The 15,154-nt window shown below is 70.6% G+C and carries 13 protein-coding genes; 4 read left to right on the forward strand and 9 right to left on the reverse strand.

Going from position 1 to position 15,154, the window contains the following annotated elements; all coding sequences use genetic code 11:
• Positions 1-110 precede the first annotated feature (110 nt).
• On the reverse strand, positions 111-1,298 hold the full coding sequence (locus U2P90_RS03550) for a maltose ABC transporter substrate-binding protein (protein ID WP_322473827.1): 1,188 nt from the start codon (positions 1,296-1,298) through the stop codon (positions 111-113).
• Positions 1,299-1,404: 106 nt separating this feature from the next.
• Positions 1,405-2,430, reverse strand: a complete 1,026-nt coding sequence (locus U2P90_RS03555; RefSeq protein WP_322473828.1) for a LacI family DNA-binding transcriptional regulator — start codon at positions 2,428-2,430, stop codon at positions 1,405-1,407.
• Positions 2,431-2,727: 297 nt separating this feature from the next.
• Between U2P90_RS03555 and U2P90_RS03560 the strand changes: the two genes are divergently transcribed.
• The gene (locus U2P90_RS03560; protein ID WP_380101336.1) at positions 2,728-4,008 is read left to right on the forward strand and encodes a M16 family metallopeptidase; all 1,281 of its coding nucleotides are present in this window, start codon (positions 2,728-2,730) and stop codon (positions 4,006-4,008) included.
• A complete protein-coding gene (locus U2P90_RS03565) occupies positions 4,001-5,254 on the forward strand; it encodes a M16 family metallopeptidase (protein ID WP_322473829.1) in 1,254 nt (417 codons plus the stop codon). The genes U2P90_RS03560 and U2P90_RS03565 overlap by 8 nt, the downstream gene beginning before the upstream one ends.
• Positions 5,255-5,261: 7 nt before the next feature.
• Here U2P90_RS03565 and U2P90_RS03570 read toward each other — a convergent pair whose 3' ends face one another.
• The 4 genes from U2P90_RS03570 to mqnE form a co-directional block, all read right to left on the reverse strand.
• A complete protein-coding gene (locus U2P90_RS03570) occupies positions 5,262-6,116 on the reverse strand; it encodes a menaquinone biosynthetic enzyme MqnA/MqnD family protein (protein WP_322473830.1) in 855 nt (284 codons plus the stop codon).
• Between the two features lie 4 nt (positions 6,117-6,120).
• Complete coding sequence (locus tag U2P90_RS03575) at positions 6,121-6,591, reverse strand: hypothetical protein (RefSeq protein ID WP_322473831.1); 471 nt, start codon at positions 6,589-6,591, stop codon at positions 6,121-6,123.
• Complete coding sequence (locus tag U2P90_RS03580) at positions 6,588-6,899, reverse strand: nuclear transport factor 2 family protein (RefSeq protein WP_295820071.1); 312 nt, start codon at positions 6,897-6,899, stop codon at positions 6,588-6,590. Before U2P90_RS03580 ends, U2P90_RS03575 begins: the two co-directional genes overlap by 4 nt.
• 65 nt (positions 6,900-6,964) lie before the next feature.
• Positions 6,965-8,119, reverse strand: coding sequence for an aminofutalosine synthase MqnE (mqnE, locus tag U2P90_RS03585; protein ID WP_322473832.1), 1,155 nt, complete (start codon positions 8,117-8,119; stop codon positions 6,965-6,967).
• Between the two features lie 111 nt (positions 8,120-8,230).
• On the opposite strand from mqnE, the gene U2P90_RS03590 reads away from it, so the two are divergent.
• Positions 8,231-8,857, forward strand: coding sequence for a DUF1684 domain-containing protein (locus tag U2P90_RS03590; protein WP_322473833.1), 627 nt, complete (start codon positions 8,231-8,233; stop codon positions 8,855-8,857).
• A gap of 1 nt (position 8,858) precedes the next feature.
• On the opposite strand, the gene U2P90_RS03595 is transcribed toward U2P90_RS03590, so the two are convergent.
• On the reverse strand, positions 8,859-10,211 hold the full coding sequence (locus U2P90_RS03595) for a TldD/PmbA family protein (protein WP_322473834.1): 1,353 nt from the start codon (positions 10,209-10,211) through the stop codon (positions 8,859-8,861).
• A complete protein-coding gene (locus U2P90_RS03600; protein WP_322473835.1) occupies positions 10,208-11,629 on the reverse strand; it encodes a TldD/PmbA family protein in 1,422 nt (473 codons plus the stop codon). Before U2P90_RS03600 ends, U2P90_RS03595 begins: the two co-directional genes overlap by 4 nt.
• Positions 11,630-11,770: 141 nt before the next feature.
• On the opposite strand from U2P90_RS03600, the gene U2P90_RS03605 reads away from it, so the two are divergent.
• Positions 11,771-12,778, forward strand: coding sequence for a GGDEF domain-containing protein (locus tag U2P90_RS03605; RefSeq protein ID WP_322473836.1), 1,008 nt, complete (start codon positions 11,771-11,773; stop codon positions 12,776-12,778).
• A gap of 31 nt (positions 12,779-12,809) precedes the next feature.
• On the opposite strand, the gene U2P90_RS03610 is transcribed toward U2P90_RS03605, so the two are convergent.
• Positions 12,810-15,101 carry an HD domain-containing phosphohydrolase gene (locus U2P90_RS03610; RefSeq protein ID WP_322473837.1) on the reverse strand — a complete coding sequence of 764 codons (2,292 nt, stop codon included), beginning with the start codon at positions 15,099-15,101 and terminating at the stop codon, positions 12,810-12,812.
• Between the last annotated feature and the right edge of the window lie 53 nt (positions 15,102-15,154).

Raw genomic sequence — 15,154 nt, forward strand, 5'->3', positions numbered from 1 at the left:
GTGCCGGGCGGGGGGCCGAATCGGTGGAAAGTTGCAGACCGTGCGGGATCTCAAGACACGCCGAAGGGCGGAACGGGGTTCGGGTTCCGTTCCGCCCTTCGTGATCTGGCCTACTTGTTGATGTTGCTCTCGATCTCGGTCACGGCCTTCTTCAGCAGGTCACCGTAGGGCTGATTGGCCTTCTGCACGCCCTGGGCGGTCGCGGCGGCCCAGGGCCCCCACACCGCGCCCATCTGCGGGATGTTCGGCATGGGCGTGCCCAGCGCGACGGCCCTGCCGAAGCCCGCGACCACCGGATCGGCGCGGAGTTTTGCGCGGGCCGACAGGCTGGTGGGGATCGAGCCGTTCGCCTGGTTGAACGACAGCTGCGACGCCGAGGACGTCAGCTGCCGGGCCAGCTGCACGGCCACGGTCTTGTTCTTGCTGTACGCGCTGACCAGGATGCCGCGCACGCCGACAAACGGGCTCCACTTGCCGGTCGCGCCGGGGGGGGTGGGGAACGGCAGGATGCCGTAGTCGATGCCCGCCTTCTTGATGTCGCCCATGTCCCACGGGCCGGTGTAGAACATTGCCAGGCGACCGTCGACGAACGCGCTCTTGGCGGCGTCCTGGCTGACGCCCTCCGCGACCAGGCCGTACTTGTAGCGCAGGTCGTTCAGGAAGCCCAGGGCCTTTGCGGTACCGGCGTTGTCCAGGCCGATGTCCTTCGTGTCCAGCGTGCCGCCATTGTTCCTGAACACGTAGCCGCCGTAGGCACTGACAAAGCCGTAGCTCTTGTACGGCTCGGCGATATCGGAGAGGTACCCGAACCTGCCGTTGCCGGTATTCGCCTTCGCGGCCCTGAGGAAGGCGTCCCAGGTGGTGGGAGCCTGCGGCACCAGCGCCCTGTTGTAGACCAGCGCGACCGCCTCGGCGTTCAGGGGCAGGCCGAACAGCTTGCCCTGGTACGTGAAGGCCGACAGCGCGGTCTTGTCGAGGTCGGCCTTGGAGGTGATGTACTTGTCCATCGGCTCGATCACGCCGGACGCGGCGTAGCGGCCCAGGCGGTCATGGGGCTCGGTGGCGATCAGATCCGGCCCCTGGCCCTTGGGCGCCGACTGGATGAACTTGTCCTGGGTCTGGGCGAAGGGCACGGAGACCACGTTCACCTTGTGGCCGGTGGCCTTCTCGAAGGCGGCCGCCTGCGCCTTGATCCACGCGAGTTCGCCCGCCGCCTCGAAGGACGTCCACAGGGTCAGGGTGGCGGCGTGCGCGCTGCCGAGCAGCGCCAGGGACAGGACAGTCAGGGCTCGGTTCATGGTGGGCTCCTTGTGGGCCAGTGGCCCGGGGGGGGTGTCGGGCTGACGGAACAGGCTGGGGAACGGTCGTCCGTGACCGGGGGGCCACGGGCCTCGGACGGCGTGCTCATGTGGGGTGCTGCTGAGGATCGGCCTGCAGGGCCGTGCTGCGGTCTTCCCGCAGGGTGGGCGAGAACTGGCGCTGCACCAGGGTATTCAGCTCCCCACGCAGGGCCTCGAGCAGCACGCTGGCAGCGGCCTCACCCATGGCCTGCACGGGCTGCACCACGCTGCTCAGGCCGGCGGCGGCGGCGGCGGCACTGCCGTCGAAGCCCAGGAGCAGGTAGTCCTCCCCCAGGCGCAGGCCCCCGCTGTCGTGCAGGTGCTGGCGTACCCCCAGCGCGAGGTCGTCGGTCATGGCCAGCAGCAGGAACGGCCCGGGGGGGCGCCGGGCGGCGATCTGCTGCGCGGCCAGGCGCAGGCCCTCCTGCTCGGGCAGCACGCTGACGGTCAGCACCGGCCGGATGCCGTGGCGGCCCAGGGTCTGCACGATCCCGGCGCGGCGGGCCACGAAGACCGGCGAGCCGGGCGCGCCCGGGGCATCTGCACCGTCCAGGAAGACGATCGGCAGGCGGCGGCCCAATGCATATTCGGCGGCCAGCCGCCCGGCGCTGTGGTTGTCGAAGGACACGCTGTGGTACGTGGGGTGCTGGGCGTCGAGCAGCACCGTCGGGCCCCGGAAGGGCGGAGGCCCACCGTACAGCTCGTCCGGGTGCTGCGACACGATCAGCAGGGCGTCGGCACGGTACGCCAGGGCACTGGCATCGCGGAATCTCCGCACGCGCTGTGAGCCCAGCAGCGGAAACAGCGCCAGATCGTACCCCTGGGCCTCCAGTGGCCCGTGCAGGGCGGTCAGCAGCGTCTCGTAGAAGGGGGTGCCGATCATGGGCAGCAGCGCCGACACGGCGTGGGTGCGCCCCAGCCGGAAGTGCCGCGCGCCCACGTCCGGCACGTAGCCGAGCTGCTCGATGGCGGCCGTGACCCGGGCCCGCGTCGTGTCCGAGATGTTCGGATGCTGGTTGAGCACCCGCGACACGGTCGTCGTGCCGACCCCGGCGCGGCGGGCGACGTCCCTCAGGCTGGGCTTGTCCATGAACCACCTCCTGCCCTGATGGTAACGATTCCAGTTCGGAGCGCGGCGTGCTCCGCCGACCTTGACCGAAGATCGCTGAAGACGACATGTGCGGCACTGGAGCCGATGACTGGATCATCGGGGCCGAGGCCAGAGTGGGTGGTAACGTTACCAATGTATGATCCGGTGCCCCGGTCGTCAAGGGGGAGCGGGCGGAGCACCGGTGCCGGCGGGGCGGATCACGGCACCCGTCAGGGCCGGGCTGCGGAGTAGAATCCCCCGGTGTCCGCCCGCCCCACTGACGCCCCCGGCGTCTCCCTGACCGCCCCGGCCCTGTCCGAGACGGGCCCGTCCGAGACGGCCGTGTGGACGCTGCCCGGCGGCCTGCGCGTGGCCTTTGAGCGCCGCCGCACAGCGGGCTTTGCCTTCGATCTGCGTCTGCCCACCGGCAGCGCCCATGACCCGGCCGGTCACGAGGGCACGACCGGCGTGCTGGAGGAATGGCTGTTCAAGGGTGCGGCCGGCCGGGATGCCCGCGCCCTGCAGGACGCCTTCGACGATCTGGGCGTGCGGCGTGGGGGTGGTGTGGGCCTGGAGGCCACCCGACTCAGCCTCGGTGGCCTGGCCGACGATCTGGACGCCGCCCTGGCCCTGACCGCCGACGTCCTGAACCGCCCCACCCTGCCCGCCGACGAACTGCCCATCCTGACCGATCTGGCCCGGCAGGATCTGGAGGCCCTGCAGGACAGCCCGACGGATCGGCTGGCGGTGACGTCGCGCGCGCTGGCTTTCCCGCCCCCGGCCGGCTCGCCCTTCGCGGGCTTCGGCCACCCGGCCAGCGGCACCGTGACGGGGCTGGCGGCGCTCACGCCCGGCCGCCTGAGTGCCCACCTGCGCCGTCTGGGGCAGGCGGGCGGCGTGCTCGGTCTGGTGGCCGATCTGGAGCCCGGGCGGGCGCTGGAACTCGTCATGGCGCGGCTGGGCGACCTGCGCCCCGGCGCGAGTGAGACCGTGCCTGCCGCGTACGTGCCCGGCGTGCGGGCGTGGCTCCCGGATGCCGATGCCGAACAGACCCACCTGAGCCTGACGGCGCCCGGCGTGTCCCCGCGTGACCCGGACTGGCTGCCGTGGCAGGTCGCGCTGGGCGCCCTGTCCGGTGGCAGCGCCAGCCGCCTGTTCCACGCCGTGCGCGAGGAGCGCGGGCTGGCCTACGCGGTCAGCGCCAGCCCCGTGATCCTGGGCGGCCAGGGCTTTCTCGCCACATATGCGGGCAGCACCCCGGAACGGGCCCCCGAGACGCTGGACGTGCTGATCGCGGAACTCGCGCGGCTGCCGCGTGGTCTGACGGCCGCCGAGTTCGGGCGGGCCCGCTCCGGCCTGCACGCCAGTGTGACCTTCGGGGCCGAGGGCCTGCGGGCCCGCGCCGGGGCCATGACCCGCGATGTCGCCCTGTTCGGCCGTGTGCGCCCGCTGCCCGAGCTGCGGGCGCAGCTCGCGGCCCTGACCCTGGAGCGCGTGAACGCCTTCCTGGCCGGCTACGACCCGGTTCGTGACCTGAGTCTGGTCACCCTGGGGCCACAGGAGCTCCCGCATGCCTGATTCCATGCCGACGCTGGCCGGTGCCCGGCGCCACGTCCTGCCGGGCGGCCTGACCGTGCTGCTCGACCCGGATCTGGACGCGCAGACCGTGGCCGCCGGTTATTTTGTCCGCACCGGTGCCCGCGACGAGCGCAGCGGCGAGATGGGCGTCAGCCACTTCATCGAACACCTGCTGTTCAAGGGTTCCGAGCACGTCAGCGCGGCGGAACTCAATGCCCGTCTGGACGACCTGGGCGGCCACGCCAACGCCTTCACCAGCGAGGAGGCGACCGTGTACCACGCGGCCAGCCTGCCCGAGCGCCTGCCGGAGCTGCTGGACACCCTGACCGAGCTGATGCGCCCGGCGCTGCGGGCCGCCGACATCGAACCCGAACGCGGCGTGATCCTGGAGGAGATCGCCATGTACGCGGATCAGCCCACGGTGCGCGTGGCCGAGGAACTGCACGCCGACTACTGGGCCGCGCATCCCCTGGGGCACCGCATCCTGGGCACCGTCGATACGGTCAGCGCCCTGAGTCCGGACGCGCTGCGGCGCAACCACCACGAGCGCTACGGCGCGGGGCGCGTCACGCTGGTCGTGACCGGGCAGTTCGACGCGGCGGCCGTGCTGGACTGGGCACAGCACACCCTGGGGACGTGGCCGGCGTCGCCGGTGCCCCCGGCGTCCGTACCCGCCGTGCCTGCCCATCCCGGCACGCTGCGGGTGCTCACGGACATGGCCCTGAGCCGCGTGCAGGTCGCCACGGCCGCGCCCGGCCTGGGCATCACGCACCCGCTGCGCGAGGCCGCCAGCGTCCTGGCCGACCTGATCGGCGGCGACAACGGGGCGCTGTACTGGGCGCTGATCGACACCGGCCTGGCCGACAGCGCCGACCTGAGCCACCTGGACTACGTCGATACCGGCATCTTCGAGGGCGGCTTCTCGTGTGACCCCGCCCGCGCCCAGACGGTGCTGGACACCTACCGCCGGGTGCTCGCGGACGCCGGGTCGCTGATCACCCCGGACGCCGTGCGCCGCGCCGCCCGCAAACACGCCGTGGGTCTGCTGCTGCGGGCCGACACGCCGCAGGATCGCCTGTTCACGCTGGGCATGGAGTACGTGGCGACCGGGCAGGTCGTGACCGTGGAGCAGCTCGTCGCCCGCTTCGAGCGCCTGACCGTGCAGGACGTGCAGGCCGTGCTCGCGCTGTGCCCCCTGGATCGCCTGACCGTGGTGGCCCTGGGGCCGCTGGACACGCTGACCTGAGCCCCGCTCAGCCCGTCGTTTCCAGCACTCCCGGCCGGGGACCGAAGCGCAGCGGCGCGTGCCCTGGTACGGCCATCGCCGCGAACTCGGTCAGGCCCAGGCGATCCGGCGCTTCCAGGTGATAGCGGAAGTTCCACAGGTAGTGCTGCACCACCCGCTCGGGCAGCCCCAGCTTCAGCGCGTGCCGCCCCGCCACCCCGGCGAGGTGTCCGATCCCCTCGCGCCGCGCTTCCCGCATGGCCTGCACCAGCGCCGGTGGCGGCGGATTGTCCCGGTGGTACGCCCACACCGCGAAGGTGAAGGGGTGCCCGGTCAGCGCGAACCACTCCTCGGCCAGATCGGTCACGGTGATGCCGCGCGCCGTGTGCGGCAGCGAGGTCATGGTCGTCTCGGGCGTGAGCGGCCCCACCACGCCGTACCACTCGCGCAGCGCACTGTCCCCGATCCGCAGTACCCCGTCGAAGCCCGTGGCCAGCAGCTCCTCGGCGGTGCCCTCGGCGCGCTCCAGCACCGGCGACAGGCCCCGCCCGCGCAGCAGCACCTCCAGCAGCGCCACACTCATGGCCGACTGGCTGGTCAGGGCGATCCGGTGCAGCTCCGCCAGGGGCTGCGTGTGGAACAGGTTCACCGAGTACACCGGCCCCAGCACCGCCACGCTGAAATCCGGCAGGGCCTCCAGCGCGTCCGCGTTCCGGATGAACTCCACCGCGCTGATGTTGGCGATATCGACCCGCCGCGAGAGCAGCGCCTCGTTCATCTCCGTGGGCACGCCGGTGATCGCCGTGACGCCCGCCGGCAGCACCAGCGAATCCAGGATCGGCGCGACGTTCGTGAAGTGGATCCAGCCGGCACGGTAGGTCACAGGATCACCAGAAATCCATTGGGTCGGGCCGATTGCTGTCATCGAAACCATTCTGCAAAAGGTTGTCCGAGGTGACTGACAGAGGCGAGTCAGGCCAGACGGCATCCACAACATCAGTCAGGAGCTTCATTGCATGGGTCATGACCTGCTGCCTGGCCTCTCCGACCAATACATACTGATTCAGAATCTGCTTCCCGGCTTCTCCGCCCTGCTCTAACTTCAGGTAGAGCAATCCTGCCTCAAGTACACCATCGTCTTGTGTCTGAATTACCTTGATGCCCTGATGAAATACAAATGCTAAAGGCCACTGGGGATTTGTCGCATCGATATCTTTTAAATCAGTGAGATATATATTGAAACCTCGCTGTAGTGCTACCGTAAACGCTTGAGTATCATCGGCCAAAACCTTATCTGCATTCGAATAGCGCTGCGCGTCAAGATACGACTTGATCAAATCAACCCTCGTGTAATTCACGGCACCACCTGCACGCTCACCGCTTGCCAGCTTCCGCCGCGGCGGGCGTAGACGCGCAGGAAGCTCTGCACGCGCTCGCCGTTGGCGTACAGGGTGCCGCGCGTCACGGCCGTGTCGCCGTACACGCGGCTCGCATGGCGTTCGAAGACCAGGGTGGCGGGGGCGTTGCGGGTCATGCCGTCCAGCAGGTCACTCTTGAAGACGGCCGTGCCGTCGGGGAAGAACGCCATCCAGTCGTCGGCGAGGACGCCCGCCAGGCGGCCGGGGTCGCGGTGGTGGTACGCGGCGTTCCACATCTCGTCGAGCATCAGCACGGCGTCGAGGTCGCTGACGGTGCCGTCCGGGGCGGGGTCGTCCGTGGTGGCGGCCCCGCTCAGTCGGCGGCCTCGGTGGTGCCGGGCTGGGTGGCCGGGAAGGTCTGGAGTTCGTTGTAGTACGCGTCGCGCAGCACCGGGGTGCGTCCGGCGGCCTGGATCATGCGGATCATGCCCTGCTCGGACAGCTTCATGGGACTGGTCGCCCCGGCCGCGTGCGCGATGTGCTCCTCCTGGATCGTGCCGTCGATGTCCGACACGCCCCAGTCGAGCGACACCTGCGTCAGTTCGCTGCCGATCATGACCCAGTAGCCCTTGATGTGCGGGAAATTGTCGAGGTAGATGCGCGCCACGGCGAGGTTCCGCAGGTCGTCCAGGCCGGTCGTGAAGTCGGTCTTGCCGAGGTTCTGCGCCAGGGTGTTCCCGAGCGGCTGGAAGGCCAGCGGGATGAACGCGTGGAAGCCGCCGCCGTGGCGGGCCAGCGAGTCGTCCTGCAGGGTGCGCAGGCGATCCATGTGATCCAGGCGTTCCTCCAGCGTCTCGATGTGGCCGTACAGCATGGTCGCGTTCGTCCGCATGCCCAGCGAGTGCGCCTCGCTGTGGATCTGCAGCCACTTCTCGGCCTTCACCTTGTTCTTCGCGACCTGTTTCCGGACGCGATCCGCGAAGATCTCCGCGCCGCCGCCGGGCATGGCGCTCAGGCCCGCGTCCTGCAGCTCGCGCAGCACGTCCAGCGTGGGCTTCTTGCTGATTCTGCTCAGGTGCTCGATCTCGGCCGCCGTGAAGGCCTTGACCTGCAGGTCGGGGAACGCCTCGCGGAGGTTCCGCACCATCTGCGGGTAGTACGCCCACGGGTGGTTCGGGTGGTGGCCGCTGCTCATGTGCAGTTCGGTGATGCCCGGCAGGTAGCGCCGCCGCACCTGCGCCGCGACCTCCTCGGGGGAGTAGTCCCACGCGCGTTCCTCGTTCTTGTGCGCCGCGAAGGCACAGAAGGTGCAGCCCACGTAGCAGATGTTGGTGAACTCCAGCCGCATCGAGTGGACGAAATACACCTTGTCGCCGTGCAGCCGCTCCTTGCGCCGGTTCGCGAGGCGCATCAGTGCGTTCAGGTCACGGGTGTGGAACAGCGCCATGCCCTCGTCGAAGGACAGGCGTTCCCCGGCCTCCACCTTGTCCACGACGGGCGCAAGCCCACGGTCAGAGAGCCACTTCATGAGGGCAGGATACGCCCGGCATGGGGCAGAAAGTGTCCCGCCGGGAACACCCGGCGGCGGGTAAGGAAGGCGTGAAGACCGCGCGGAAACGCCCGGCCTAGCATGGCCTGCATGACTCCCGACTCCAGTGCTTCCGACACCGCGTGGCTGGATCTGCTCGACTGGCGGCGGCAGGTCGGTGCCCTGTATGCCCGTGTCCGAGAGCTCCGGGAACATGATCCCGTGGCCGCGCATGGGCTGTGGCAGACAGAACGCAACCGCCTGTTCCGCGACCACGCCCAGTCCCCGCTGCTCCCCGAAGCGCGGGCCTCCTTCGACGCCCTGCCCGTCTGGCCCTACGACCCCGCGCTGTCCTTCGCTGCGGCCATCGAACCGTTGCCGCAGGAGCGCCTGACCATCCCCTCCTCGACCGGGCAGGACATGCCGCTGGTGCGCTTCGGCCGCGTGACCCTGCCTGTGGGCAGCCTGGACGTGTACTGGATCGACGTGTACGGCGGCGGCGTGTTCGTGCCCTTCCGGGACGCCACCAGCGGCACGGACAGCTACGGCGGCGGCCGGTACCTGCTCGACACGGCCAAGAGTGCTGACCTGGGCAGCACGCCCGCAGGCGACCTCGTGCTGGACTTCAACTTCGCGTTCCACCCGTCGTGCTTCTACGATCCGCGCTGGAGCTGCCCGCTCGCGCCGCCGCAGAACGTGCTCCGGGAGCCGGTGCGGGCGGGGGAGAGGGCGGAGTAGTTCAGCTCCCGCCGATCGCCAGAGCTCCCACGCGCACGGCGGGCGCGCCGGTGGCGTGCATCGTCCATTCGGTCTCGCGGCCGACGGCCTGGATGTCGCGCAGCACGTCGATGATGTTCCCGGCGACCGTGTAGACCTCCAGGGGATACGCGACCACGCCGTCCTCGATCCAGAAGCCCTCGGCCTGGAGACTGAAGTCCCCGGTGACCGGGTCGGCGCCTGCGTGGCCGCCGGAGATGTCGGTGAGCTTCACGCCCGTCAGGCCCGCCGCGAGCTGGTCGGGCGGGGTGTCGCCGGCCAGCATCAGCAGGTTGCTGGGGCCGACCCCCACGGTGCCCTGGTAGCCAGAGCGCGTGGCGTGCCCGGTGCTGACGGTGCCGGCGCGGGCGGCGGTCTGGGCGTTGTGCATGAACGCGCTGAGTGTCCCGCTGCCGATCAGCGTCAGGGGAACGCTGGGATGGCCCTCGGCATCGAAGGAGCGCGAGTTCAGGCCACGCGGCAGGGTGGGGTCGTCGAGCAGCGTGACCAGGGGGCTGGCGACCGTACTCCCCAGGCGGCCCGCCAGGGGGCTCTTCCCCTCCTCGACCATCTTGCCGCTGAACATCGGAGCGAACAGGGCCAGCAGGCTGCCCAGGCATTCCCCCGTGATGATCGCGGGCACCGTGCCGCTCGGGGCGGGGCGGGCGCCCAGCAGCGCGAGACTCTTGTCCACAGCGCTCAGGGCCGTGCGGGTGGGGTCGAGCGCCGTGAACTCCCGTGTGAACTGCCAGTCGACCTTCATCTTGTTCTGGCCGTCCTCGCTGACCAGCGGCGCGACGAAGGTCACGGCGTTCAGGGCCTTCTCGCCGCGTTCCAGGCCGTGGGTGTTGCCGATCAGCGTCTCACTGTCCGAGTCGCGGTAGCCGCCGTAGGGCACGCTGGTCACGCGCGGATCGGCACCTCTCGCGGCGGCCTCCAGGGTCAGCGCCGACTGCACCTTCTGTTCCACGCCCACACCGCTCAGGCCCTCGCCGTACAGATCCAGGGCGGGTGGGGCGGGCCAGTCCGACAGCGCCGAGCCGGCCTCGGGGGCGACCAGACCGGCGTTCTCGACGGCGCTGTCCAGCGCACGATCCAGGGCGGGCCGCGACAGGTTCTCCGTGAAGGCGTATCCCCACGCGCCGCCGACCAGCGCCCGCAGTCCGAGACCCTGCCGCGCCTGGAGCTTGAACTCGCTGACCTCACCGCCGAAGGCCTGGATGCTGGTGGCCGTCTCGCGCTCGGCGTAGACCTCCAGTTCGACCCCCCGCTGGCGGGCCCGTTCGAGCACGTAGGTGCGGGCTCCGGCGATGCCCAGCTGCTCGGCGGCGGTCATGCCCGGCCCCCGACGGTGATGGAGCTGATCAGCAGGTGCGGCTGCCCCACGTCGGTGGGAATGCTGCCCGACACGCTGCCGCACATGCCCTGCCCCAGCGCCAGGTCGCCCGCCACGCCGACGATGTTCAGCAGGTCGCTCGCACCGTTCCCCACCAGCGAGGCCCCGCGCAGCGGTTCCGCGAGCTCTCCGTTCCGGATCATGTAGGCCTCGTTCACCGCGAAGTTGTAGTCCCCGGTGCCGGGGCTGACGCTCCCGCCGCCCATGGTGCGGGCGTAGATGCCGTGGTCGACGCTGCGGATCAGGTCGTCGGGCGTGCGGTCACCGTTCTCGATGAAGGTGCTGCGCATGCGGCTGGCCGGGGCGTAGGTGTAGTTCTGCCGCCGGCCCGACCCGGTGCGGGCGTACCCGGTCTTCTGCGAGCCCAGCCGGTCGACCATGAACGACGTCAGGATGCCCTGATCGATCAGGACGGTGCGCTGCGCGGGCATGCCCTCGTCGTCTACGGTCACCATGCCCCACGAGCCCGGGATGGTGCCGTCGTCCACGGCGCTCACGCAGGTGTCGGCGATCTTCTGGCCCAGCTTGTCGGCGAAGACACTGGCGTTCTTCTCGACCGCCGTCGTCTCCAGGATGTGGCCGCAGGCCTCGTGGAAGATCACGCCGCCAAAGGCATTTCCGATCACGACCGGGAATTTTCCGGCCGGCGCGTAGCCGGCGCGCAGCATGGCGTTGGCGATCCGGGCGGCCTCGGCCCCGACGCCCTCGGGGCTCACCTCCTCGAAGAATTCCAGGCCGCGCGACGCGCCGGGCGCGTGGTAGCCGCTCTCGCGCAGCGTTCCGTCCTGCGCGATGGCATTCACGTACAGCCGCACCTGCACGCGCTCGTCCTCGGCCCACAGCCCCTCGGAGTTGGCGATCAGGACGCGCTGCACACGATCCGAGTAGGTCACGTCCACGGTCTTCACGTCCCCCACCCCGGCCGCGCCGCCGTGGGCCCGGCGCATCACGGCCAGCTTGTCGCGCTTTGCGGCTGCCAGAGGATGCTCGCGCGCCACCGCCAGCGGCCGGGCCTCCACCGTGCGGAAGTCCAGGCCGCCCGCGCCGCCAGAACCGACCGTACCCGATCCGCCCTGGGCACGGGCCACGGTCTGTGCCAGCTCACGCAGACCGGTGGGGGTCACGTCGTTCGTGTAGGCGTAGACCACCCGCGTGCCGTACAGCAGCCGCAGCCCGGCGCCGAACAGGTTGCCGCCCCCGGCGTCCTTGAGGTCGCCCTGGTGCAGGCGCAGCTGCGTGTTCAGGGTGTCCTCGACGAACAGTTCCGAGAAGTCCGCGCCGCCCGCCCGCGCGAGCTGAAGGACCTCGGCGGCGAGCCCGGCGTCGAGCAGGCCGGCAGTCATGGGGACGGCGGTCATGGGATCACCAGTGGGGTCGTGTTCACGTTCCCCCCACTGTGGACGACCGCGGCAGAAAAAACAGTGCAAATCAGCGGATCGCGCACGGCAGGCGCCGCACCGGGACGGTTCCCGGAGGCCCGTGCGATACTGACCGCACGCATGGCCACGGTTCCACCCGACCTCGCCCGGCAGATCGCCCGGTACCGCTCCCTGGTCCAGGTGGCCGCTGTCGTGGCCCGCAGTGTCCGCACGGACGAACTCGTCCGGACGGTGCACCGGCAGGCCAGGGAACTGTTTACCGCCCCGGTCACGCTGCTCGCCACGCGCGGCCCCGACGGCAGCTGGACGACCCGTACCCTGGAGGGCGACACGAGCGTCGACGAGTACATCGCGCCCCGCCATGACGGCCTACTGGAGCGGGTGCTGGACGGTCGCCTGCGTCTGGAGAACGACCTGAGCGCGTACCTGCGCCGTGAGGGGCTGCACGTGTTCCGCCTGAACGCCGCTTCCGGACGGCCCATCACACGGTCGTGGATGGGCGTCCCCCTGCGGCCCGGCAGCGCGCCACATGCCGTGCTGTCTGTGCAGAGTGACCACGCCGGCGCCTTCACGCCCGAGGATCTGGAATTTCTGGAACTGCTGGGTCTGCACGTCAGTATCGCTCTGGAAAACGCCGCGCTGCATGAACGGGTGGAGCACGAGGCCCGCACGGATCCCCTGACCGGGCTGCCCAACCGCCGGGCCTTCACGGCGCAGGTCGCCGCCACCCTGGACGCGGCCGCGCAGCCCCCCGCCGCCACGCTGGTCGTCATGGACGTGCAGGACTTCAAGCGGATCAACGACACCCACGGCCATCAGGTGGGCGACGAGGTTCTGCACGGTCTGGGTGAGGCCCTGATGGTCTGTGCGGCCCCACCAGCCCACGCGTTCCGGCTGGGCGGCGACGAGTTCGCGGTGCTGCTGCCCGGCGATGCGGACGCCGGGCAGCAGTGGGTGCACGCGTTCCTGCATGACCTCCGGTTGAGGCCGTGGTCGATCCCGGACGCTCCGTACGTGAACGCCGGGCTGGCCGAGGTGCGGGCGGGCGACACCCTGAGTGACTGGGTACGCCGCGCCGATCACCGCATGTACGCGGCCAAGCGCCAGCGCGCCCATCTGCTGGAGTGACCGGGCAGGGCGCGGCCTCGCGCCGCCGGGATCAGCCGGTGGGCCGGTGGTGGGTCTCGGCGGTCGCCACGTCGCGGGCCTCCGGCGTGGGGGGCGTGACCAGGGCCAGGAACGCCTCGACGACCGCCGGATCGAAGTGGGTGCCGCTCTTGGCCCGGATCTCCGCGACGGCTGCGTCGTGCGTCCACGCGTCCTTGTAGGGGCGGACATGGGTCAGAGCGTCGTATACGTCGCACACGGCGAAGATCCGGGCGGCGAGCGGAATCGCGGTGCCCCGCAGGCCGTCCGGGTATCCGCTGCCGTCCCAGCGCTCGTGGTGGCTGCGGATGACCTCCAGCGTGGTGGGCATCAGGCCGGACAGCCGGTGCGCGATCTCGTAGCCCCGCTCGGCGTGGTTGCGCATGACCGCCCACTCGCCCTGCGACAGTGGGCCGGGCTTGAGCAGGATCGAGTCCGGGATGACCAGCTTGCCGATGTCGTGCAGGGACGCGCCCTGGCGCAGGGCGTCGAGGGTCGCGTCGCTCATGCCGAGCTGCATGCCCAGGTGTTCGGCCAGCGTGACGACACGCTCGGTATGCCCGGCGGTCTCCAGGTCGCGTTCCTCCAGCGCCACCCCCAGGGCCAGCAGCCCCCCCTGCAGCGCACTGCGGACACTCTCGACCGCGTTCATACGCTCGTGGGAATGACCCAGGCGGGACGCCAGGGCCTCGAGCAGCCGCCGGGCCTGGGGGGTGACCACCCGCCAGGTGTTGAACTGCAGCAGACCGACCAGACCCATCATGCGGCCCCCGTAGCGCACGGGCACCATCACGACGCTCTTCAGGCCGCTGTGCACCCACGATTCCAGCGCGAAGGGCTCGGCCGGGTAGTCGTTGCTCCAGCGGGTGGCACTCTGGGCGATGGCCTGACCGGTCACGCCGTCGCCCTCGCGGTACATCCGGCCCTCGAGCGCGGTGCGGACATCCGCGTCCACGTCGCCGTCCAGGCGCCGCAGAACGAAGTCGTCGCCCACCCGCTCCAGATAGGCGCTGGCCTGGAAGTCCAGCACGGCGCGGGCCAGGCTCAGGCCCTCGGTCAGGATGTCCTGCGGGCGTTCGAGCTGCTCCAGGCGCGACGTGAACTCCTCGACGGTCACGCCCACCCGCCGCCCGGGCACGAGCCGGGCGACCTCCTGGCGCTGCACCTCCTTGTGCTCATACATCAGGGCGTCGGCCAGGGCCAGCACGCGCTCCAGCGACGTGGCCTCGGGCACGTGCGCCACGCCGTACGCGAAGGGCGGCATCGGGTCGCCCGGGGCCTCCAGCTGGGCGCTGGCCCGCTCGGCGAGCCGCTGGGCAGCTCCGGCGTCCAGGCCCGGCAGCAGCACGACGAACTCGTCTCCACCCCAGCGGGCGGCCAGGCCGTGCGGATGACTCACGTCCAGCAGGGTGAGTGCCACCCGGCGCAGGTACGCGTCCCCGGCGGCATGTCCGCCGGAGTCGTTGATCACCTTCAGGCGGTTGAGGTCCAGCACCAGCACGCTCAGGGCACCCTGCGCCGTCCAGCGGGCATACAGGCGGTGCAGGGCGCGGCGGTTCCACAGTCCGGTCAGCGAATCGCGCTCATCCTGCTCCCGCTCCAGCTGGCGCTGCTCCTCGAGCATCCGTGCCGCCCGCACCTGGACGCGCAGGCGCCGCGCCAGCACCGAGGCGGTGACCAGCGACGACAGCAGGGCCACGCCGATCAGCACGGCGGCCAGCACCAGGGTGCCGTGGGCTTCCTGTTCCCGAACCGTCCGCACCTGCGCCATGGCGCGTTCCAGCTGATCCGCCAGGGGATCGACCGTGGTCTCGTCCAGGGCCAGGGCCGCCGTCCGGTCGCCGTCCCGCAGCAGCACGAACTCCTGATCCGTCGCCCGGATGTAGGCCCGCAGCAGGCCGGCGACATGGCTCAGGTCATGGGTGGAGACGTGGTGGAGCCGGGCATGAATCCAGCCGGCCACCCCCCGGGTATCGGTCACCTGGGCGACGCCCAGGGCCGCGTGCCGCTCGATCAGGTCGGTGCGGCTGGCATCCACCCGCAGCCAGAAGTCTGCCGTCAGGCCGTCGCGGCTGACCGCCTCCCATTCCAGGGCGTTGTGGCGGCTGGCGCCGGCCGTCGTGTCGGCGAGCAGCAGCAGCGTGTTCCGCTGGTGATCGGCGCTGCGGATGGCGACGGAGCACAGCAGAACAGACAGCACGGACAGCAGCAGCAGTCCGGTGACCCAGACCGGACTGCCCCGCACCGAGAACCACGCCAGCGACGCCCACGCGGGCCGTCCGGGGGGGACGTCGGTGGACGTCATGACCGCTTCCCGGAGCGTTGCCGTCCGGTCGGCCCGGTGCGCTCCACGTTGGT

Origin of the sequence: Deinococcus sp. AB2017081, from assembly GCF_034440735.1 — a bacterium.
In the GTDB taxonomy this organism is placed as follows: Bacteria; Deinococcota; Deinococci; order Deinococcales; family Deinococcaceae; genus Deinococcus; species Deinococcus rufus.

What these genes read in the sequence shown, in the direction of transcription:
- U2P90_RS03550 (WP_322473827.1), bottom strand. Translation starts at nt 1,298, where the DNA reads ATGAACCGAGCCCTGACTGTCCTGTCCCTGGCGCTGCTCGGCAGCGCG.
- U2P90_RS03555 (WP_322473828.1), bottom strand. Translation starts at nt 2,430, where the DNA reads ATGGACAAGCCCAGCCTGAGGGACGTCGCCCGCCGCGCCGGGGTCGGC.
- U2P90_RS03565 (WP_322473829.1), top strand. Translation starts at nt 4,001, where the DNA reads ATGCCTGATTCCATGCCGACGCTGGCCGGTGCCCGGCGCCACGTCCTG.
- U2P90_RS03580 (WP_295820071.1), bottom strand. Translation starts at nt 6,899, where the DNA reads ATGCTCGACGAGATGTGGAACGCCGCGTACCACCACCGCGACCCCGGC.
- mqnE (WP_322473832.1), bottom strand. Translation starts at nt 8,119, where the DNA reads ATGAAGTGGCTCTCTGACCGTGGGCTTGCGCCCGTCGTGGACAAGGTG.
- U2P90_RS03590 (WP_322473833.1), top strand. Translation starts at nt 8,231, where the DNA reads ATGACTCCCGACTCCAGTGCTTCCGACACCGCGTGGCTGGATCTGCTC.
- U2P90_RS03595 (WP_322473834.1), bottom strand. Translation starts at nt 10,211, where the DNA reads ATGACCGCCGCCGAGCAGCTGGGCATCGCCGGAGCCCGCACCTACGTG.
- U2P90_RS03600 (WP_322473835.1), bottom strand. Translation starts at nt 11,629, where the DNA reads ATGACCGCCGTCCCCATGACTGCCGGCCTGCTCGACGCCGGGCTCGCC.
- U2P90_RS03605 (WP_322473836.1), top strand. Translation starts at nt 11,771, where the DNA reads ATGGCCACGGTTCCACCCGACCTCGCCCGGCAGATCGCCCGGTACCGC.
- U2P90_RS03610 (WP_322473837.1), bottom strand. Translation starts at nt 15,101, where the DNA reads ATGACGTCCACCGACGTCCCCCCCGGACGGCCCGCGTGGGCGTCGCTG.